Origin of the sequence: Streptomyces sp. NBC_00236, assembly GCF_036195045.1 — a bacterium.
Classification (GTDB): domain Bacteria; phylum Actinomycetota; class Actinomycetes; order Streptomycetales; family Streptomycetaceae; genus Streptomyces.
The window spans coordinates 2,589,017-2,609,879 of record NZ_CP108100.1; the positions used below are offsets into that span (position 1 = coordinate 2,589,017).

Genomic DNA, 20,863 nt, shown 5'->3' on the forward strand with positions numbered 1-20,863 from the left:
GTGGCACGAGCGACGCCGGGTAACCGACGACGGGGTGCGGTGTGGCCCCGATGTGCGGGCCCTGTGTGCGGGATGCCACAGAGGCAACGATCCGGTCAACGAATCGGAGTGAGGGGTTCCGCTTTCGGGGTTCACCGGGCTTCAATGCATCGCTTGCCGCTCCACCACCGTGGTACGGCCAGTCACGCAACCGAGTGATCCGAAAACGTAAGGATTCGATCCATGACGTCGCAGACGACTCTGGCAGGGCCGGGCCACCAGCCCGACGGGCCGGACCGTTCCGACCGGACGGAGCCCGGGAACGGGCTCCAGGCCGGTCTCAAGAACCGTCACCTCTCGATGATCGCGATCGGCGGTGTGATCGGCGCGGGCCTGTTCGTGGGCTCCGGGGCCGGCATCGCCGCCGCCGGACCGGCGATCCTGCTGTCGTACGCACTGGTCGGCCTGATGGTCGTCTTCGTGATGCGGATGCTCGGCGAGATGGCGGCCGCCCGCCCCGCCTCGGGCTCCTTCTCCACCTACGCCGACCAGGCGCTGGGCCGCTGGGCCGGGTTCTCGATCGGCTGGCTGTACTGGTTCTTCTGGGTCGTGGTGCTCGCCGTCGAGGCCACGGCGGGTGCCAAGATCCTGGAGAACTGGGTACCGGGCGTGCCGCAGTGGGGCTGGGCCCTGATCGTGATGCTGGTGCTGACGGCGACGAACCTGGTCTCGGTCGGTTCGTACGGCGAGTTCGAGTTCTGGTTCGCCGGGATCAAGGTGGTGGCGATCGGCGCGTTCGTGATCGTCGGCCTGCTCGCCGTCTTCGGGGTGCTGCCCGGAACGGACCACGCCGGATCCGGACTGGCCCATCTCACCGACACCGGCGGCTTCTTCCCCGAGGGCCCGGGCGCGATCCTCACCGGAGTGCTGATGGTCGTCTTCTCCTTCATGGGAAGCGAGATCGTGACCCTGGCGGCCGGTGAGTCGGAGAACCCGCAGCGCGCCGTCCAGAAGGCCACCAACAGCGTCATCTGGCGGATCGCCGTCTTCTACCTCGGCTCGATCTTCGTCGTGCTGACCCTGCTGCCGTGGAACGACCCGTCGATCCTCGACAAGGGCAGCTACGTCGCCGCACTCGACGTCATCGGCATCCCGCACGCCGGCCAGGTGATGGACGTCATCGTGCTGACGGCCGTGCTGTCCTGTCTGAACTCCGGCCTCTACACGGCCTCCCGGATGGCCTTCTCGCTCGGCGGCCGCGGTGACGCCCCCAAGGCGTTCGCCCGGACGAACAAGCGGGGCGTGCCGCAGGCGGCGATCCTCTCCTCCGTCGTCTTCGGGTTCGTGGCCGTCTTCTTCAACTACCAGTGGCCCGACACCGTCTTCGCGTTCCTGCTGAACTCGTCCGGCGCGGTCGCACTGTTCGTCTGGCTGGTCATCTGCTTCACCCAGCTGCGGATGCGGGGCATCATCCTGCGCGAGTCGCCCGAGAAGCTGGTCGTACGGATGTGGCTCTTCCCGTACCTGACCTGGGCGACCATCGCGATGATCTCGTTCGTGCTGGTCTACATGCTGACCGACGACGCGGGACGCGAGCAGGTGCTGCTGTCGCTGCTGGTCGCGGTCCTGGTGGTGGCCGTGTCCCTGGTCCGTGAGGCGCGCAGGCGCCGGAGCGGCGAGCCGGCCGTGACCGCGGAGAAGTGATCATTCATACCTGACGGACGTTGTCAGGTATCGCGGGGAGGCTCTCCGTCGTAGCGCATCGAGCGAGCGACTGGAGAGCCTCCGCCATGACTGCCGTCCCCACCGGATACCAGACCGGTTTCGCGATCCGTCCGGACCTCGTCGTCGAGGCCGCCGGCGCCGAGGACGTACGCACCGCCGTGACCCGGGCCGCCCGGGACGGGCTCCGGGTGGGCGTCCACGCCACCGGCCACGGGCTGGCCGGACCCGTCGAGGGCGGCGTCCTGATCGTCACCCGCGCCATGGACTCGGTCCTGGTCGACCCGGTGCGCCGCACCGCCCGCATCGGCGCGGGTGTCACCTGGGGCCAGGTGATCGAGGCCGCGGCCCCGCACGGGCTCGCCCCGCTGAACGGCTCCTCCCCCGGGGTCGGCGCCGTCTCGTACACGCTCGGCGGCGGGCTGGGCGTGCTGGCCCGGGAGTTCGGCTACGCCGCCGACCTGGTCCGCTCGTTCGACGTGGTGACGGGGGACGGGGTGCTGCGTCATGTCACCGCCGAGGACGAGCCCGGACTGTTCTGGGGGCTGCGCGGCGGCGGGCACCGGCTGGGCGTGGTGACCGGGATGGAGACCGCTCTGGTCCCGGTGGCCCGGCTGTACGGCGGCTCGCTCGTCTTCGACGGCGACGGGGAGGCCGGTGCGGGAGTGCTCCGGCGCTACCTGGAGTGGACCCGGACCGTTCCCGTCCAGCTGACCTCCTCGGCCGGCGCGCTCGTGTACCCGGACCTCCCGCAGGTGCCGCGGGAGCTGCGCGGCCGGTACGCGATCTCGGTGCGGGTGGCGTACACCGGCTCCGCGGCCGAGGGCGAACGCCTCGTCGCGCCGCTGCGGGGCATCGGCCCCGCACTGGCGGACTCGCTGCGGGAGATGCCGTACACCGACAGCCACACCATCCACAACGATCCACCGTTCCCGCACGCCTACTACGGGGACGGGCTGATGCTGAGCGGCATCGATCCCGAACGCGCGGCGCGGGTGCTGGAGCTGACCGGGCGGAAGGCGCCGATGATGACCGTGGTGCAGCTCAACCATCTGGGCGGCGCCCTCGCCGCCGCCCCGGATCCCGGCAACGCGGTCCCGTACCGGGACGCCGGCTACCTCCTGCGGCTGCTGTCACCGCTCGACGGTACGGACGTGGCGTCGGTCCGGGCCCTGTACGAGGAGGTGGCCGCGGTCCTGGGACCGCTGGTCGTCGGCCGTTCGCTGAACTTCTCCTTCGGCGGCGGGGACCGTACGGAGGGGTTCCACGACCTCCGGACACGCGAGAGGCTCGCCGGTCTGGTGTCGCGTCACGACCCGGCGAGCCTCTTCGGAGGAAGTGCCGCAATCAGCCGCGACGGCCGATGAGCTTCCAGGACGCCGGCAACGCGCCCATCGCGAGCGCGGCCTTCAGCGCGTCGCCGAGCAGGAACGGCGTCAGACCGGCCGCGATCGCGGCGCTCGCCGACATGCCGGTCGACAGCGCCAGGTAGGGCACGCCGACCGCGTAGATGATCGCCGAGCCGAGCACCATCGTGCCCGCGGTGCGCAGCACGGACCGGTCGCCGCCGCGGCGGGCCAGGCCGCCGACCACGGTGGCGGCGAGCAGCATGCCGAGCACGTAGCCGAAGGAGGCACCGCCCGCGCCGGAGCTGCCGGCGGAGAACCACGGCATGCCGGCCATGCCGACGAGCGCGTACACGGCGAGCGCGAGGAAGCCGCGGCGGGCGCCGAGCGCGGTGCCGACCAGGAGCGCGGCGAAGGTCTGGCCGGTGACCGGGACCGGGGAGCCCGGAACCGGGACGGCGATCTGGGCCGCTATGCCGGTCAGCGCGGCGCCGCCGAGCACCAGGGCGGTGTCCACGGCGTAGCGGTGCCGGGCGGCGGGCAGCAGATCGGCGAGGACCGCTCCGGTACGGACGGGGGCGGCGGCAGCAGTGCTCATCGGGACTCCGCGGGGTGAGGGCAGGTGGGGACAGACTGGGGCTGACGTTAGCCGACGGAGCATGGCTGGATCACCATCAGCGGCCCACAAAGGCATGGTTGAGGGATTGGTGGGGTTCGCACAAAGGTCGGCATGCAATCACGTCGGGGCGTGATGCTCGTCACGGAGGTGGGAACGGATGCGGCCAGGGCCCGCCGGGAAGGCTTTCTCCGTGCGGACTGTGAATTCCCTCTAAAACGACGGTTCATGGCCGAGCAAGGCTGCACGCGGCCGGGTGTGCGCGGCGTGTGAGCCTGGTGACCGTATAGCGGACAGCTGTTCCTCGTGACCGGGGCGCGTGTTCAGACTGTGTACACGTCGTACACGCCCCCCATTCGCCGACCGAACAGAGCTCGTCCATGCCTCGGACCTCCGCGCCTCCCCCCACAGGCTCCCCGGCCGTCGCCTCCGGCACCGGAAGCGACTCGGCCCTCACCCACGGACTCAAGCAGCGTCATCTGTCGATGATCGCCCTCGGCGGTGTCATCGGTGCCGGACTGTTCGTCGGCTCCGGCGCGGGCATCGCCGCCGCCGGGCCCTCGATCGTCATCGCCTACGCGGTCTCCGGGCTGCTGGTCATGCTCGTGATGCGCATGCTCGGCGAGATGTCGGCGGCCAACCCGGCCTCCGGCTCGTTCTCCGTCCACGCCGAGCGGGCGATCGGGCCGTGGGCGGGGTTCACGGCCGGCTGGGCGTTCTGGGTGCTGCTCTGTGTCGCCGTCGGCCTGGAGGGCATCGGCGCCGCGCAGATCATCGGCGGCTGGCTGCCCGGGACCCCGGAGTGGGCCTGGGTGGCGCTGTTCATGGTGGTGTTCCTGGGGACGAACCTGGCCTCGGTGACGAAGTTCGGCGAGTTCGAGTTCTGGTTCGCGGCGCTCAAGGTCGCCGCCATCACGCTGTTCCTGGTGCTGGGCGTACTGGCGATCCTCGGCGTGCTCCCGGGCACGGACGCCCCGGGCACGGCCAACCTCAGCGGTGCGGGCGGCTTCATGCCGAACGGTTCCGAGGGCCTGGTCATCGGGCTGCTGGCCTCCGTCTTCGCGTACGGCGGACTGGAGACCGTCACCATCGCGGCGGCGGAGTCCGAGAACCCGGTGCAGGGTGTCGCGAAGGCCGTCCGGACGGCGATGTGGCGGATCGCGCTGTTCTACGTCGGCTCGATGGCGGTCATCGTCACGCTGGTCCCGTGGGACGACGCGAAGGTCGTGGAGGTGGGCCCGTTCTACGCGGCCCTGGACCACCTCGGCATCGGCGGCGCGGCGGAGATCATGAACGTGGTCATCCTGGTGGCGCTGCTCTCGGCGATGAACGCGAACATCTACGGCGCCTCCCGCATGGCCTGCTCGCTGGTCGCCCGCGGCCAGGGCCCGAAGCGGCTCGGCCGGGTCACCTCCGGCGTCCCGCGCACGGCGGTCCTGGTCTCGTCCGTGTTCGGCTTCCTGTGCGTGCTACTGAGCTACTGGCGCCCGGACGACGTGTTCCCCTGGCTGCTCAACATGATCGGCGCGGTGATCCTGGTCGTCTGGATCTTCATCGCGGTCTCCCAGCTGATCCTGCGCGCCCGGCTGGAGCGCGAGGCGCCCGAGAAGCTGGTGGTGAGGATGTGGCTCTTCCCGGGCCTGACGGTGGTGGCGCTCCTCGCCATGGCCGGCATCTTCCTCCTGATGCTCCGCCAGCCCGACACCCGCGACCAGCTGCTGGCGACGGGTGCGCTGACGGCGGTGCTGATCGTGATCGGGGTCGTACGGCAGCGCCGCGCCGCGACCACCGCGGACCAGTAGCCCCGGTACGCGAAGAACGCCGGGCGGGCCCGATCACTCGGGCCCGCCCGGCGTTTTCGTGCGCCCACGGACATGCGGTCCTACGCCGAAGGGCTGATGCGCCCTCAGCCACTCCTGCTGTTAGCCTGCTCTTGCACATAGGTTGCAATAACAACTGTTCAGCAGCTGGAGGGTTCGATCATGGCCACGTACACGCTCCCGGAACTCCCGTACGACTACGCGGCGCTCGAACCGGTCATCAATCCGCAGATCATCGAGCTCCATCACGACAAGCACCACGCCGCGTACGTCAAGGGCGCCAACGACACCCTGGAGCAGCTGGCGGAGGCACGGGACAAGGAGGCGTGGGGCGCGGTCAACGGGCTCCAGAAGAACCTCGCGTTCCACCTCTCCGGCCACATCCTCCACTCGATCTACTGGCACAACATGACCGGCGACGGCGGCGGCGAGCCCCTGGCCGCGGACGGGGTCGGCGACCTCGCGGACGCGATCACCGACTCGTTCGGCTCCTTCGCGGGCTTCAGGTCCCAGCTGACGAAGGCCGCGGCCACCACGCAGGGCTCCGGCTGGGGCGTCCTCGCGTACGAGCCCGTCAGCGGCAGGCTGATCGTCGAGCAGGTCTACGACCACCAGGGCAACGTGGGCCAGGGCTCGGTCCCTGTCCTGGTCTTCGACGCCTGGGAACACGCCTTCTACCTCCAGTACAAGAACCAGAAGGTCGACTTCATCGAGGCGATGTGGCGCGTCGTCAACTGGCAGGACGTCGCCAAGCGCTACGCCGCCGCCAAGGAGCGCGCGGACGTCCTGCTGCTCGCGCCCTGAACCCGCACCGAGAACGTCCTGCCTCGTGATCGTCTTCTCAACCTTCACCGGGCAGGCGGACAAAAGAAGGCCCCCGCGAGGACGTGACTCGCGGGGGCCTTCTGCGTGCGGGCAGCGGTACGGGTCAGCCGGTCAGCGGGCCGCCGACGGACGGCATGGGAACGACGTCCTCCGCAGGTGGCGCGGACACCCGGACCGCCTTCCCGTGGTCCGTCAGGGTCATGGTCGCCATGGCAGCCCCTGGGGCCCCCGTACGCCAGTCGAGCTGGGTACGCAGAAGCCGGCCGCTCTCGGCGACCCAGACGTGCGCACGGACGGGAATGTGTGCGATCTCCTCCGGCATGCTGTCGATCTTGGCCCGCATGTCCTTCGTCATCCGCAGCTTGAGGGTCTCCCAGCTGAGCGTGCCCTGGTAGTGGTAGGCATAGATACCGTTCAGCAGAACATGGGCGCGATCCGAGACCCCGCGTATCTGCGCCACCTGCTCCAGGACGTGCCGGGGGTCGTTGGCCGGGGCGCGCAGCAGGTAGTGGGCCTCGGCCCGGTCCTGCCGGACCGACATCCAGGAACCCTTCAACTCGGGAAATCCGCCCATGTAGACCGTGCCACCGTGGAAGATCTCGTCCAAGCGGGGCGACTTCTTGCCGGGGTCCTCCGGACTGCTGAGATCGACAGCGAGACGACCGCGGTTTCCCGCCCAGTCGAAGTCACCCTTGACGGAGACGACGAAGGTGTCGGTGCCGTCCCCCATCATGATCTCCTCGTCGATCCGGGCGCTGCTCTTCTGCGCCGCCGCCACCGCGGCGCGTATCGCCGCCGCGTGGTCGACGACCTTCGGGGAGGCGGCTGCCGCAGGCTTGACCGTGGCCTTGGACTCGGCCGTACCGGATCCGCCGGAACATCCTCCGCACAGGAGTGCCGCGACGAACACAACAGGGATGAGGGGGCGTCGCATGATCTCTCCGGAGGGTGGTGGCCGCTGCACCGGCAGGTCACCGACACCAGGCGGGTGATCATAACAACGCGCCTACGCCCTCGGGTCGATGTCAGACCTCTGCCGCATGCTTCGTCCCATGGACACCAAGGACTTCTGGAAGCTGATCGATGACGCGCGCACCCTGGTCGTCGACCCGGCCGACGCCGAGGCCGTCGCCGAGCGGGTGGCGGCGCTGCTCGCCGAGCGGCCGGCCGACGACATCATCGTCGCGCAGCAGCTGCTGTGGGACCTGATGGCGGCTTCCTACCGGGCCCCGCTCTGGGCCGCCGCGTACACGATCAACGGCGGCTGTTCGGACGACGGTTTCGACTACTTCCGGGGCTGGCTGATAGCCCAGGGCCGGCTGGTGTTCGAGCGGGTGGTGGCCGAGCCGGACACGCTGGCCGGACTGCCGGTGGTCAGGGCGGCGGCGGCCGAGGGCGTGGATCTGGAGTGCGAGGCGGTGCTCGGGGTGGCGTGGGACGCGTACCGGGAGGCGACGGGCGAGGAGCTGCCCCAGGACGCGTTCACCATCGACTACCCCGACCTGGACCCGGAGTGGGACTTCGACTTCGACGACGCGGAGCGGGTGGCGCTGCGGCTTCCGGAGCTGGACGCGCTGTACGGGTGAGGGGCGCGGGCCGCGGGGCCGGCCGGTGAGGGGCCGGCCCCGCAGCGCACACGGTCAGTCGAAGACCGGGCCCTGCGTGCGGGTCCGCTTGATCTCGTAGAAGCCGGGGATCGAGGCGACCAGCAGCGTGCCGTCCCAGAGCTTCGCCGCGTCCTCGCCCTTCGGGGCGGGGGTGACGACGGGGCCGAAGAAGGCGATCTGCTCGCCGTCCGCGCCGGGCACCGCGATGACCGGGGTGCCGACGTCCTGGCCGACCTTGTCGATGCCCTCCTGGTGGGAGGCGCGGAGCTCGGTGTCGTACGCGTCGGAGTCGGCGTACTCCGCGAGCTCGGCCGGCAGGCCGACGTCCTTCAGCGCACCCTCGATCGCCTCACGCGTGGGGCCCTCGCCCTGGTTGTGGAAGCGCGTGCCGAGCGCGGTGTACAGCGGGCCGACGATGTCGTCGCCGTGCTTCTGCTGGGCGGCGATCACCACGCGGACCGGGCCCCAGGCCTTGTTCTCCAGCATGTCGCGGTACTCGTCGGGCAGCTCGTCCAGCCGGTTCTCGTTGAGCACCGCCAGGCTCATCACGTGCCAGCGGACCTCGACGTCGCGGACCTTCTCCACCTCCAGCATCCAGCGGGAGGTCATCCAGGCCCAGGGGCAGAGCGGGTCGAACCAGAAATCGGCGGGGGTCTTGCCGGTCACCGTGCTGTTGTCAGACATCTCTCTCCTCATGAGGACCGATCGCATCCTGTGGCCGAGAACACCGCCGGAGGCTTCCGCCATTCCCGAATGCCGGGCCGGAAGGGGGCATGGGAGGATCAAAGTATTCGAACGTGACACAAAGGAGTGCTCGTGCCCGGTGAGAACCTGTCCCGCGACGAGGCCCGTGAGCGGGCCGAGCTGCTGACCGTCGACGGTTACGACGTCGTGCTCGACGTCCGTTCCGCGGTCGGTGGGCCCGACGGGGAGAGCGAGCAGACCTCCGGTCCGCGGACCTTCCGTTCGGTGACGACGATCCGGTTCCGCTCGGCACGTGCCGGTGCGACGACGTTCGCCGATCTGATCGCCCCGTCCGTGAACGCGGTGACCCTGGACGGCACGGCGCTCGACCCTGCCACCGTCTTCGACGGGGTCCGCGTGGCCCTGGCGGACCTGTCGGAGGGCGAACACGTCCTGGTGGTCGACGCGCAGTGCGCGTACAGCAGGACCGGCGAGGGCATGCACCGCTTCGTCGACCCGGAGGACGGCGAGGTCTACCTCTATACGCAGTACGAGCCGGCGGACGCGCGGCGCGTCTTCGCCAACTTCGAGCAGCCCGACCTCAAGGCCCCCTTCCGCTTCCGGGTGACGGCCCCCGAGGAGTGGACGGTCTGGAGCAACGGGGCCGAGGAGTCCCGCGACGGCGGGGTGTGGCGGTTCGCCGAGACGAAGCCGATCTCGACGTACATCACGGCTGTCGTCGCCGGTCCGTACCACTACGTGACCGACTCCTACAGCCGTACGTTCGATGACGGCACGACGCTGGACATCCCGCTCGGCGCGATGTGCCGCAAGGGACTCGCCCGGCACTTCGACGCGGACGACGTCTTCCTGATCACCAAGCAGGGCCTGGACTTCTTCCACGACAACTTCGACTACCCGTACCCGTTCGGCAAGTACGACCAGGCCTTCGTGCCCGAGTACAACCTCGGCGCGATGGAGAACCCGGGCTGTGTCACGTTCCGCGAGGAGTACATCTTCCGCGGGAAGGTGACGCGGGCGGCGTACGAGAGCCGGGCCAACGTCATCCTGCACGAGATGGCGCACATGTGGTTCGGCGACCTCGTCACCATGCAGTGGTGGGACGACCTGTGGCTGAAGGAGTCGTTCGCCGACTTCATGGGCGTCTTCGCGATGGTGGAGTCCACCCGGTTCGAGGACGGCTGGATCACCTTCGCCAACAACCGCAAGTCCTGGGCCTACCGCGCCGACCAGCTGCCGTCCACCCACCCGATCACGGCCGACATCCGTGACCTGGAGGACGCCAAGCTGAACTTCGACGGCATCACGTACGCCAAGGGCGCCTCGGTGCTCAAGCAGCTGGTGGCGTACGTGGGGCGGGACGCCTTCCTGGAGGGCGCACGCCGCTACTTCAAGAAACACGCGTACGGCAACACGCAGCTGGGCGACCTGCTGTCGGTGCTGGCCGAGACGTCCGGCCGCGACATGACCTCGTGGTCGCGCTCCTGGCTGCAGACCGCGGGCGTCAACTCGCTGACCCCGGTGGCCACCTACGACGCCGCGGGCCGGATCACCGAGCTGGCCGTCCTCCAGGAGGCGGCCGAGTCGCACCCCGAACTGCGCCCGCACCGGGTCGCGGTCGGGCTGTACCGGCGCACGCCCGAGGGTGAACTGGTGCGCTACGCCCGGGCCGAGGCGGATGTGGCGGGTCCGCGCACCGTGATCACGGAGCTGGCCGGGGCCGAGCGGCCCGAGCTGATCCTCGTCAACGACGACGACCTGACGTACTGCAAGGTCCGCTTCGACGAGGTGTCGCTGGCCACGCTCCGGGAACACCTGGGCGACATCACGGACCCGCTCGCGCGCGCCCTGTGCTGGTCCGCGCTGTGGAGCCTCACCCGGGACGGGCTGATGCCGGCCCGCGACTTCGTCTCGCTGTTCCTGGCCTTCTCCGGCCGGGAGACCGACATCGGCGTCCTCCAGATGCTGCACACCTGGACCCGGACGGCGCTGACGCACTACGCCGCCCCGTCGTGGCGCGAGGAGGGCGGCCGGGCGCTGGCCGAAGGCGCGCTGCGTGAGCTGCGCCGCGCGGCGCCGGGCAGTGAGCCCCAGCTGGCCTGGGCCCGCTTCTTCGCCGCGGTCGCCTCATCGGACACGGACTTCCAGCTGCTGTCCGGGCTGCTCGACGGCACGGCCCGGATCGACGGGCTCGACGTCGACCAGGAGCTCCGGTGGGCGTTCCTGTCCCCCCTGGTCTCGCACGGCGTCGCCGACGAGACGGCCGTCGACGCCGAACTGGCCCGCGACGACACGGCGTCCGGCAAACGGCACCACGTGCGCTGCCTGGCCTCGCGGCCGTCGGCCGCGGTGAAGGCCCAGGCGTGGGCGGGCGTCGTGGAGTCGGACGCACTGTCCAACGCGCTGGTCGAGGCCACGATCCTGGGCTTCTCGCAGTCCTCGCAGCGGGAGTTGCTGGCGCCGTACGCGGCCCGGTACTTCGAGGTGATCGAGCGGGTGTGGGCCGAGCGGTCCATCCAGATCGGGATGGCCGTGGTCAAGGGCCTGTTCCCGGACCTTCAGGACGACCCCGACACCCTGGCGGCGACGGACGCGTGGCTGGCGGAGCACGCGGATGCGGCGCCGGCGCTGCGGCGGCTGGTGCTGGAGGCCCGGGACGACCTGGCGCGGGGTCTGCGGGCCCAGGCGTGTGACGGCGGAGCGTCTGACGGCGGAGCCGTCTGAGGCCGGTTCGGGCCGTCCTGTGTGACGTCCTCGTCGGGGTGCAGGTCACCTCGGCGAGGGCTCCGTCCTCAAACGCCGGACGGGCTGGGTTCGCCGGGGCCACCGGAGCCCCTGAGGGCGTGCGCGGGCAACGCTCCGGGGTCACGGCTGACCCGTCTGACAGCGGTTCGGGCCGCCCCACGGGACGCCCCCGTCAACGTGCCGGTCACCTCAGCCAGGACTCCGTCCTCAAACGCCGGACGGGCTGAGTGTCGCGGTGCGGGACGGATCGGCCGGGTTCGCGGGGCGTGCGCGTGCGGCGCCCGGTTGTCGGGGTGCGCCCCCGGTGACCGGCTCATAATCCCCGGCGGGTCCGCCCTTTTCGGCTGTCGAACGTCCGTACTTTAGGACGGCGTTGTCCTGGAATGTCGACGGGCCTGTAACAGGGGTTAAGGTCCCGGCCCCGAGCGGGATACACCGGAGCATGAACTCGAACGCTCCGCTCTCGCCCAGCCACCACCGCGTCACCTCCGTCGCCCGCCAACGGGTGCTGTCCGCAGCCCAGTTGAAGGCTCACGGGGTCTCCCCCGCACAGGCCGCAGAGTACTGCGGGGCCGGCGGGCCGTGGCAGCAGCCGCTGCCCGGCGTCTTCGTCCTGCACCCCGGGCCGCTGAGCGGCCATGAGCGGCTGCGGTCGGCCCTGCTGTACGCGGGACGGCCCCCGGCCTCCGGGCGGCGGACCGTCCCGGCGCGGACCACGGGCGCGGATCCCGGCTACGGCGAGGCGATGATCACCGGCCTGGCCGCGCTCTCGCTGTACGGCTTCGCCGCCGCGCCGCCCGCCCTCTCCGTGGACCGCAGTCGCATCGACGTGCTGGTGCCCCGAATCCGGCGGCTGCGCTCGGCCCGGTACGTCCGCCTGGTGCGCAGTTCCGATCTGCCGCGGCCGGAGCAGCTGGACGGCCTGCCGGTGGCACCGGTGGCCCGCGCCCTCGCGGACGCCGTCGCCGGGCTCGGCGACGCCTACGCCGTACGCCGGCTGCTCACCGAGGCGGTCCGCGGCGGCCACTGCGAACCCGCCGTCGTGGTCGGCGAGTTGAACCGCGCCAAGGTACTCGACCGCCCCCAGGTGGTGAACGCCGTGGACTCGCTGCTCGCAGAGGGCCGGGCGCTGGCCGAGGAGCGGCTGTACGACATGGTGCGGACCCACGGTCTCCCGGAGCCCCTGTGGAACGTCGACCTGCGACTGCCGGGCGGCCCGCACCTGGGCGCCGTCGACGCCTACTGGCCCGAGGAGGCGGTCGCCGTGGAGCTGGACACCAGGGCCCCGCGCCACAGCCGGCTCGACGACGGCCAGCGCCGGCAGGAGCACGAGGCCGAGTGGTCCGCGTACGCCGCGCGGCGCGAGCACCTGGAGCGGCTGGGCGTCACCGTCGTCCACCTCAGCCCGAGAAAGCTGCGGGACGCACGGGAGCAGCAGGCGACCGTGGTGCGGACGGCGTTGATGGCGGCGTCCGACCGTGAGCCGGCCGCGTACGTGATGATGCTGCCCCGGTGAGACCGCTCCGTTCGATGCGTATGCACTGTTTCGTCCCGTGTGACGCTTCGGCCCCACTGGCGGAAGTGCGCCATGTCCACAACTCGCCCCCCACAACTCTCCACAAACCCCTGTCATTTACGAAAGGGTGAGCGGTCATCCGGTACCGATTTCCGGACTCTCTCTTTCACATACAGGGATGCTGATGACCTCCGAATCCCCCAGCTCCATACCCGGGGCGAGACGCGTGGCCCGCGTCGCGGCCGCCGCCGGACTGGTGGCCGCTCTGGCCGCCACCGGCGCCGCCCCCGTCTTCGCGGCCGACGACCCGGCCCCCGCCCCCGTCAAGACCGCCGCCGGCGGCAGCTCGGCGGACAAGCTCGGCACGGCCGACGCCGACGTTCTCACCAAGGCGAAGGCCAAGGGCGAGAAGAACATCACGATGATGGTCGCCACCGCTCCCGGTGCGACCGAGCAGGTCACCGAGCAACTGGACGCCGTCAAGGGCTCCGTGCTCGGGCAGGCCTACGACAAGCTCGGCTACGTGCGGGCCACCGTGCCCACCGCGGCCGCCGAGGCCACCATCAAGGCGGCCTCGAAGCTGTCCTCCGTCCACGGCATCGATCTCAAGCAGGAGATCGTGCTGGACGACCCGACGCCGTCGGCCGACCGGGCGACCGGCAGCCGGGCCTCGGTGAAGTCGACGGGCACCTACCCGGCGCCCGGGAAGACGACGCCGGCGAAGAACCCGTACAACCCGTCCTTCGAGACGGGTGCGGTCGACTTCGTCAAGCAGCACCCGAAGGCCGACGGCCGCGGCGTGACCATCGGCATCCTCGACTCGGGTGTCGACCTCGGCCACCCCGCGCTGCAGAAGACCACCACCGGTGAGCGCAAGATCACCGACTGGGTGACGGCCACCGACCCGGTCAGTGACGACGACGGCACCTGGCTGCAGATGACGGACGCCGTGTCCGGCCCGACGTTCACCTACGGGGGCCGTACGTACTCGGCACCGGCGGGTTCGTACCGGATCAAGGTGTTCAAGGAGGCCGCCACCAGGGGTGGCGACATGGCGGGCGACCTCAACCGCGACGGTGACACCACCGACACGTGGGGCGTCCTGTACGACCCGGTCACCGGCACCACCCGAGTGGACCTGAACGGCAACGCGGACTTCTCCGACGACGCCGTCCTGAAGCCGTACAAGGAGAAGCACCAGGTCTCCTACTTCGGTACGGACGACCCGCGGACCGATGTCGTCGAGCGCGTCCCGTTCGTCGTCGAGACCCGCAGCGACGTCGTGTACAACGCGGCGGGCGACACCTCCGACTTCGTCAACATCGGTGTCATCGAGTCCGAGCACGGCACGCACGTCGCGGGCATCACCGCGGCGAACGGCCTGTTCGGCGGCAAGATGAACGGTGCCGCGCCCGGCGCGAAGATCGTCTCCTCGCGCGCCTGCACCTGGGACGGCGGCTGCACCAACATCGCGCTCACCGAGGGCATGATCGACCTCGTCGTGAACCGCGGCGTGGACGTCGTCAACATGTCGATCGGCGGACTGCCGCCGCTCAACGACGGCAACAACGCCCGCTCGGAGCTGTACAAGCGCCTCATCGACATCTACGGCGTCCAGCTGGTCATCTCGGCCGGCAACGACGGCCCCGGCGTCAACACCATCGGTGACCCCGGTCTCGCCGACCACGTGATCTCGGTCGGCGCGTCCATCTCCAAGGAGACCTGGGCCGCGAACTACGGCTCCGGCGTCACCAAGAAGTACGACATGATGCCGTTCTCCTCGCGCGGCCCGCGTGAGGACGGCGGCTTCACGCCGACCCTGACGGCTCCCGGCGCGGCGATCAACTCGACGCAGACCTGGCTGCCCGGCGGACCGGTCAAGGAGGCGGGCTACTCCCTCCCGGCCGGCTACTCCATGCTCCAGGGCACGTCGATGGCCTCCCCGCAGGCCGCCGGCGCGACCGCGCTGCTGCTGTCCGCCGCGAAGCAGAAGCACATCGAGCTGCCCCCGGCCGATCTGCGCACCGCGCTGACCAGCACCGCCACCCAGATCAAGGGAGTGCCCGCGCACGCCCAGGGTGCCGGTCTGATCAACATCATCGGTGCCTGGAAGCAGATCCAGAAGCAGGGCGCCCCGGCGCACGAGTACACGGTCAAGGCACCGGTCGACACCGCGATCGACTTCGCGCTGAAGACCCCGGGCTTCGGCACCGGCCTGTACGACCGCGAGGGCGGGCTGCAGACCGGCCAGAAGAAGTCCTACGACGTCACGGTCACCCGCACCACGGGCCCGGACAAGGACGTCAGGCACAAGCTGTCCTGGAAGTACAACGACGGCACCTTCAAGCTGACCGGCCCGAGCACCGTCTCGCTGCCGCTCGGCAAGCCGGTGACGGTCAAGGTCCAGGCGAAGCCGGGCAGCGCGGGCGTGCACAGCGCGATCCTGCAGGTCGACGACGCGAAGACCTCGGGCGTGGACCAGCAGATCCTCGCCACGGTCGTCGTCTCCAAGGAGCTCGTGAAGCCGGGTTACGCGTTCACGGCGTCCGGCTCGGTGCAGCGCAACGGCACCACGTCGTACTTCGTGACCGTGCCGGAGGGCTCCAAGACCCTTGAGGTCGCCATGAGCGCCCTGCGCTCGGGCAGCCAGACCCGCTTCATCTCCATCCACCCGTACGGGGTCGCGGTGGAGGACAGCGGAACGCCGTTCTGCTACCCGAACTACGAGAACCCGGCCAACACCTGCCGCCCCGACGTGCGCTCGTACGCCGACCCGCAGGCCGGTGTCTGGGAGATCGAGGTCGAGGCCCGGCGTACGTCGCCGCTGCTGGACAACCCGTACAAGCTGGATGTCTCGCTGCTCGGCGCGACCTTCGACCCGGCGGTGCAGACCATCGCCGAGGCGAAGATCGGCACCCCGGCCTCGGTGGACTGGACGGTCACCAACAACGCCGGTGACCTCGCGGGCAAGCTCAAGGGCGGCTCGCTGGGCTCGGCCGACGTCGAGCGTCCCTCGATGTCCACGGGTGACGAGTACGTCAAGGAGGTGACCATCGGTGCGGGCGTCGAGAAGCTGGACGTCGCCATCGGCGGTACCTCGGACGCCAACGCCGACCTTGACCTGTACGTCTACAAGGGCGCGACCGAGATGGGTGCCTCCACCACGGCCGGTTCCGAGGAGTCCGTCAGTCTGGTGAAGCCCGCCGCGGGCACGTACACGGTCGTCATCCAGGGCTACGACGTCCCGGCCGGCACGACCGAGTACGACTACCGCGACGTGTACTACTCGCCGTCGCTCGGCACGATCAACGTCGACGAGTCGAAGGCCGTCGACCTGGCCTCCGGCGCGTCCGCCCAGGTCGGGGCCGAGGTCGCGGTCGCCGGGGCGGCCCCCGAGGGCCGGCAGTTCTTCGGCGAGGTCCAGCTGGTGAACTCCCGCGGCACCGCCGCGGGCACCGGCAGCGTCGTGATCGAGAAGGTCACGCCGTAACCGCATCGCGGTGACCATGTGATCCGTACGACAGTGGGGCGGGCGCTCAACGGGCGCCCGCCCCACTGTGCTGCGCGCCACCTGTCCGCAGGTCGGACAATGGATTGGACAAGGAAGCCGTGGACAGACGCATCATGAAGCGGCAACCGTGCCCGTTCGTACGTTTGAAGGAGTCCCTGTGAAGGTCGGAATCGTCGGCGCCACCGGTCAGGTCGGCACAGTCATGCGCAGCATCCTGGCCGAGCGGAAGTTCCCCGTCGCCGAACTGCGCCTCTTCGCCTCCGCCCGCTCCGCGGGTTCCACGATCGCCTACGAGGGCACCGACATCACCGTCGAGGACGCCTCCACGGCCGACTACACGGGCCTCGACATCGTGCTGTTCTCGGCCGGTGGCGCGACGTCGAAGGCGCTCGCCGAGAAGGTGGCCTCGCAGGGCGCCGTCGTGATCGACAACTCCTCCGCCTGGCGCAAGGACCCCGAGGTTCCGCTGGTCGTCTCCGAGGTGAACGCGCACGCGATCGCGAACCGCCCCAAGGGCATCATCGCCAACCCGAACTGCACCACGATGGCCGCCATGCCCGTACTGCGCCCGCTGCACGACGAGGCCGGTCTTCAGACGCTGACCGTCGCCACGTACCAGGCGGTCTCCGGCTCCGGAGTGGCCGGCGTCGCCGAGCTGCACGGCCAGGCGTCCAAGGTCGTCGCCGACGCCGACAAGCTGACCCACGACGGCGGCGCCGTCGACTTCCCCGAGCCGGGCGTCTACAAGCGCCCCATCGCCTTCAACGTGCTGCCGCTGGCCGGCTCCATCGTCGACGACGGGTCCTTCGAGACGGACGAGGAGCAGAAGCTCCGCAACGAGTCCCGCAAGATCCTGGAGATCCCGGAGCTGAAGGTGTCCGGCACCTGCGTCCGCGTCCCGGTCTTCTCCGGCCACTCGCTCCAGGTCAACGCCCGTTTCGCGCGTCCGATCAGCGTGGAGCGCGCGTACGAGCTGCTGAAGGACGCGCCCGGCGTCGAGCTCTCGGAGATCCCCACCCCGCTCCAGGCGGCCGGGCAGGACGCGTCCTTCGTGGGGCGTATCCGGGTCGACGAGACCGTGGAGCACGGTCTCGCGCTGTTCGTCTCCAACGACAACCTGCGCAAGGGCGCCGCGCTGAACGCGGTGCAGATCGCGGAGCTGGTGGCGGCGGAGCTCGCCGGCTGACGCCGGGGCGGTCCGGGGGCTCCGCCCCCGGACCCCCGCTCCTCAATCGCCGGAGGGGCTGAAGGCACCGGAGGGGCTTGAGACCGGCCGCCGCACCTCGAAGTGCCAGCAGCCGTACTCGACCGCCCTGACGTGCACCAGCGCCACCTCCGGATCGGCGAAGGCCTCCGCGATGGCCTCGTCGTACCCCCGCGCCTCGTCCGCCGGGATCTCCATCAGCCGGCCGCCCACGATCTCGCCGTCCGCGTTGTAGCGCCGGACCGTGCGCAGCGCGCCCGCCCGGGAGAACGGATAGCCGGGCCGGTCCGCCGCCGGCCCCTCGCACTCCTCGGCGTGGATGAAGACCGGGCCCTGCTCGTCGTACGCCCCGGGGCGGGCCCAGGTGGCCGCCGCCCAGCGCCGCAGCGGCGCGTACGACACGAGGGCGATCCTCTCCCCCGCCTCGTTGCCCCGCAGACAGCAGCGCAGCGGGTCGCCCGCGTCCGTGGCGGTGTACGGGACGCAGGGGCGTCCCGCGTCGTCGGTGTCCCGGAGTTCCTTCAGCGCGGCCGGATCGATCGCGCGTGCCTCGTAACTGGTCATATGACGAGAGTGGCCCGCCCCACCGGCGCGGTCCGGCGGAAAATGGACATCGCCCTGGGTACGGGTCACGTGGAAGGATGACCGGAAACATCACATATCAAGGAGATGACCGCGTGCCTGGCACGAATCTGACCCGCGAAGAGGCACAGGAGCGGGCGCGCCTGCTGACCGTGGACGCGTACGAGATCGATCTCGACCTCTCCGGAGCGCAGGAGGGTGGCACCTACCGGTCCGTCACCACCGTGCGCTTCGACTCCGCCGAAGCCGGTGCGGAGACCTTCATCGACCTGGTCGCCCCGGCGGTCCACGAGGTCGAGCTGAACGGCAAGGCGCTGGACGTCGCGGCCGTGTTCCGCGATTCACGCATCACGCTGCCGCACCTGGTGGCGGGTTCCAACGAGCTGAAGGTCGTCGCCGACTGCTCGTACACCAACACGGGCGAGGGCCTGCACCGCTTCGTCGACCCGGTCGACGAGCAGGCCTACCTGTACACCCAGTTCGAGGTCCCGGACGCGCGCCGCGTCTTCGCGAGCTTCGAGCAGCCGGATCTGAAGGCGACCTTCCGGTTCACCGTGAAGGCCCCTTCCGGCTGGACCGTGATCTCCAACTCGCCGACGCCGGAGCCCAAGGACGACGTCTGGTCGTTCGAGCCGACGCCGCGCATCTCCACGTACATCACCGCCCTGATCGTGGGTCCGTACCACTCGGTGCACAGCAGTTACGAGAAGGACGGCCAGACCGTCCCGCTCGGCATCTACTGCCGGCCCTCGCTCGCCGAGTACCTCGACGCGGACGCGATCTTCGACGTGACGCGGCTGGGCTTCGACTGGTTCCAGGAGAAGTTCGACTACGCGTACCCCTTCGCCAAGTACGACCAGCTCTTCGTCCCGGAGTTCAACGCGGGCGCGATGGAGAACGCGGGCGCGGTCACCATCCGCGACCAGTACGTCTTCCGTTCCAAGGTGACGGACGCGGCGTACGAGACGCGGGCCGAGACGATCCTGCACGAGCTGGCCCACATGTGGTTCGGCGACCTCGTGACCATGGAGTGGTGGAACGACCTGTGGCTGAACGAGTCGTTCGCCACGTACACGTCGATCGCCTGCCTGGCGTACGCCGACGGTTCGCAGTGGCCGCACTCCTGGACCACGTTCGCCAACTCCATGAAGACGTGGGCGTACCGCCAGGACCAGCTGCCCTCGACGCACCCGATCATGGCGGACATCCGTGACCTGGACGACGTCCTGGTCAACTTCGACGGCATCACGTACGCCAAGGGCGCCTCGGTCCTCAAGCAGCTGGTGGCGTACGTCGGCATGGACGCGTTCTTCAAGGGCGTCCAGGCGTACTTCAAGGCGCACGCGTTCGGCAACACGCGCCTGTCCGACCTGCTGGGCGCGCTGGAGGAGACCTCCGGGCGCGACCTGAAGACCTGGTCGAAGGCGTGGCTGGAGACGGCCGGGATCAACATCCTGCGCCCGGAGATCGAGACGGACGCGGACGGTCACGTCGCCTCGTTCACCGTCCTCCAGGAGGCACCCGCGCTGCCCGCCGGCGCGAAGGGCGAGCCGACGCTGCGGCCGCACCGGATCGCGATCGGCTGCTACGACGTCGACGCCGCGTCCGGCAAGCTGGTCCGGACGGACCGGATCGAGCTGGACGTCGACGGCGAGCGCACCACCGTGCCGTTCCCGGCCGGCACGGCGCGCCCGGCCGTCATCCTCCTCAACGACGACGACCTCTCGTACGCGAAGGTCCGCCTCGACGAGGAGTCGCTGCGGGTCGTCACCGAGCACCTGGGCGACTTCACCGAGTCGCTGCCGCGCGCCCTGTGCTGGGCGTCGGCGTGGGACATGACGCGCGACGGCGAGCTGGCGACGCGCGACTACCTCTCGCTCGTCCTGTCCGGGGTGGGCAAGGAGTCGGACATCGGCGTCGTCCAGTCGCTGCACCGTCAGGTGAAGATGGCGCTGGACATGTACGCGGCGCCGGAGTGGCGCGAGGCCGGTCTGACCCAGTGGACCGAGGCGACGCTCGCGCACCTGCGCGCGGCGGAGCCGGGCAGCGACCACCAGCTGGCGTGGGCCCGCGCGTTCGCCGCCACGGCCCGCAACCCGCAGCAGCTCGATCTGCTGCAGGCGCTGCTCGACGGGACCGAGGCGATCGAGGGCCTGGCCGTCGACACCGAGCTGCGCTGGGCCTTCGTGGAGCGGCTGGCCGCCACCGGGCTGCTCGACGACGAGGAGATCGACGCCGAGTACGCGCGTGACCGGACCGCGGCGGGCGAACGCCACGCTGCGGCCGCCCGTGCGGCGCGGCCCTCCCAGGAGGCGAAGGCGGAGGCGTGGGCCTCGGTCGTCGAGTCCGACAAGCTGCCGAACTCCCTCCAGGAGGCGGTCATCGGCGGGTTCGTCCAGACCGACCAGCGCGAACTGCTGGCCCCGTACACCGAGAAGTTCTTCGCCGCGGTGAAGGACGTCTGGGACTCGCGGAGCCACGAGATGGCGCAGCAGGTCGCCATCGGCCTCTACCCGGCGCTCCACGTCTCGCAGGAGACCCTGGACGCCACGGACGCCTGGCTGGCCTCGGCTGAGCCGGGTGCCGCGCTGCGCCGGCTGATGTCGGAGTCGCGGTCGGGTGTGGAGCGGGCGCTGAAGGCCCGGGCCGCGGACGCCGCGGCGGCCACCGCGTAGGCGCCGCACC

General features: G+C 70.4%; 14 protein-coding genes. 10 read left to right on the forward strand and 4 right to left on the reverse strand.

Translation table 11 applies throughout. The annotated features are described in order from the left end of the window. The first annotated feature begins 222 nt into the window (after positions 1-222). The gene (locus tag OG446_RS11565) at positions 223-1,683 is read left to right on the forward strand and encodes an amino acid permease (RefSeq protein WP_328893945.1); all 1,461 of its coding nucleotides are present in this window, start codon (positions 223-225) and stop codon (positions 1,681-1,683) included. 86 nt (positions 1,684-1,769) lie between these two features. Continuing rightward, the gene (locus OG446_RS11570; RefSeq protein WP_328893946.1) at positions 1,770-3,068 is read left to right on the forward strand and encodes an FAD-binding oxidoreductase; all 1,299 of its coding nucleotides are present in this window, start codon (positions 1,770-1,772) and stop codon (positions 3,066-3,068) included. Here the strand turns inward: OG446_RS11570 and OG446_RS11575 are convergent. Beyond that, on the reverse strand, positions 3,049-3,645 hold the full coding sequence (locus OG446_RS11575) for a biotin transporter BioY (protein ID WP_148018696.1): 597 nt from the start codon (positions 3,643-3,645) through the stop codon (positions 3,049-3,051). The genes OG446_RS11570 and OG446_RS11575 overlap by 20 nt on opposite strands. Positions 3,646-4,043: 398 nt before the next feature. Between OG446_RS11575 and OG446_RS11580 the strand changes: the two genes are divergently transcribed. Both OG446_RS11580 and OG446_RS11585 read left to right on the forward strand, forming a co-directional pair. Further along, positions 4,044-5,465, forward strand: a complete 1,422-nt coding sequence (locus tag OG446_RS11580) for an amino acid permease (RefSeq protein WP_328893947.1) — start codon at positions 4,044-4,046, stop codon at positions 5,463-5,465. A 180-nt stretch (positions 5,466-5,645) separates the two neighbouring features. Further along, on the forward strand, positions 5,646-6,287 hold the full coding sequence (locus tag OG446_RS11585; RefSeq protein ID WP_328893948.1) for a superoxide dismutase: 642 nt from the start codon (positions 5,646-5,648) through the stop codon (positions 6,285-6,287). Between the two features lie 124 nt (positions 6,288-6,411). Here the strand turns inward: OG446_RS11585 and OG446_RS11590 are convergent, their stop codons facing one another. Further along, complete coding sequence (locus tag OG446_RS11590; RefSeq protein WP_328893949.1) at positions 6,412-7,242, reverse strand: hypothetical protein; 831 nt, start codon at positions 7,240-7,242, stop codon at positions 6,412-6,414. A gap of 118 nt (positions 7,243-7,360) precedes the next feature. Between OG446_RS11590 and OG446_RS11595 the strand changes: the two genes are divergently transcribed. Beyond that, entirely contained in the window at positions 7,361-7,894 is a 534-nt protein-coding gene (locus OG446_RS11595) for a DUF4240 domain-containing protein (RefSeq protein WP_328893950.1), read from the forward strand. Between the two features lie 54 nt (positions 7,895-7,948). On the opposite strand, the gene OG446_RS11600 is transcribed toward OG446_RS11595, so the two are convergent. Continuing rightward, positions 7,949-8,599 (reverse strand): mycothiol-dependent nitroreductase Rv2466c family protein, encoded by a 651-nt coding sequence (locus OG446_RS11600; RefSeq protein WP_136325252.1) that lies wholly within the window; start codon positions 8,597-8,599, stop codon positions 7,949-7,951. A 132-nt stretch (positions 8,600-8,731) separates the two neighbouring features. Between OG446_RS11600 and pepN (OG446_RS11605) the strand changes: the two genes are divergently transcribed. The 4 genes from pepN (OG446_RS11605) (at position 8,732) to OG446_RS11620 (ending at position 17,578) form a co-directional block, all read left to right on the forward strand. Further along, entirely contained in the window at positions 8,732-11,344 is a 2,613-nt protein-coding gene (gene pepN, locus OG446_RS11605) for an aminopeptidase N (RefSeq protein ID WP_328893951.1), read from the forward strand. Between the two features lie 463 nt (positions 11,345-11,807). Further along, complete coding sequence (locus OG446_RS11610; protein ID WP_328893952.1) at positions 11,808-12,881, forward strand: hypothetical protein; 1,074 nt, start codon at positions 11,808-11,810, stop codon at positions 12,879-12,881. A gap of 178 nt (positions 12,882-13,059) precedes the next feature. Further along, positions 13,060-16,371 carry a S8 family serine peptidase gene (locus OG446_RS11615; protein ID WP_328893953.1) on the forward strand — a complete coding sequence of 1,104 codons (3,312 nt, stop codon included), beginning with the start codon at positions 13,060-13,062 and terminating at the stop codon, positions 16,369-16,371. Positions 16,372-16,549: 178 nt separating this feature from the next. Further along, the gene (locus tag OG446_RS11620) at positions 16,550-17,578 is read left to right on the forward strand and encodes an aspartate-semialdehyde dehydrogenase (RefSeq protein WP_328893954.1); all 1,029 of its coding nucleotides are present in this window, start codon (positions 16,550-16,552) and stop codon (positions 17,576-17,578) included. Between the two features lie 42 nt (positions 17,579-17,620). Here the strand turns inward: OG446_RS11620 and OG446_RS11625 are convergent, their stop codons facing one another. Beyond that, positions 17,621-18,160 (reverse strand): DUF1203 domain-containing protein, encoded by a 540-nt coding sequence (locus tag OG446_RS11625; RefSeq protein WP_328893955.1) that lies wholly within the window; start codon positions 18,158-18,160, stop codon positions 17,621-17,623. A 113-nt stretch (positions 18,161-18,273) separates the two neighbouring features. Between OG446_RS11625 and pepN (OG446_RS11630) the strand changes: the two genes are divergently transcribed. After that, complete coding sequence (gene pepN, locus OG446_RS11630) at positions 18,274-20,853, forward strand: aminopeptidase N (RefSeq protein WP_328893956.1); 2,580 nt, start codon at positions 18,274-18,276, stop codon at positions 20,851-20,853. Positions 20,854-20,863 lie beyond the last annotated feature (10 nt).

Coding starts and splice junctions, on each gene's coding strand:
- OG446_RS11570 (WP_328893946.1), top strand. CDS start 1,770: ATGACTGCCGTCCCCACCGGATACCAGACCGGTTTCGCGATCCGTCCG.
- OG446_RS11625 (WP_328893955.1), bottom strand. CDS start 18,160: ATGACCAGTTACGAGGCACGCGCGATCGATCCGGCCGCGCTGAAGGAA.
- OG446_RS11590 (WP_328893949.1), bottom strand. CDS start 7,242: ATGCGACGCCCCCTCATCCCTGTTGTGTTCGTCGCGGCACTCCTGTGC.
- OG446_RS11575 (WP_148018696.1), bottom strand. CDS start 3,645: ATGAGCACTGCTGCCGCCGCCCCCGTCCGTACCGGAGCGGTCCTCGCC.
- OG446_RS11615 (WP_328893953.1), top strand. CDS start 13,060: ATGCTGATGACCTCCGAATCCCCCAGCTCCATACCCGGGGCGAGACGC.
- OG446_RS11610 (WP_328893952.1), top strand. CDS start 11,808: ATGAACTCGAACGCTCCGCTCTCGCCCAGCCACCACCGCGTCACCTCC.
- OG446_RS11600 (WP_136325252.1), bottom strand. CDS start 8,599: ATGTCTGACAACAGCACGGTGACCGGCAAGACCCCCGCCGATTTCTGG.
- OG446_RS11565 (WP_328893945.1), top strand. CDS start 223: ATGACGTCGCAGACGACTCTGGCAGGGCCGGGCCACCAGCCCGACGGG.
- OG446_RS11585 (WP_328893948.1), top strand. CDS start 5,646: ATGGCCACGTACACGCTCCCGGAACTCCCGTACGACTACGCGGCGCTC.
- OG446_RS11595 (WP_328893950.1), top strand. CDS start 7,361: ATGGACACCAAGGACTTCTGGAAGCTGATCGATGACGCGCGCACCCTG.
- OG446_RS11580 (WP_328893947.1), top strand. CDS start 4,044: ATGCCTCGGACCTCCGCGCCTCCCCCCACAGGCTCCCCGGCCGTCGCC.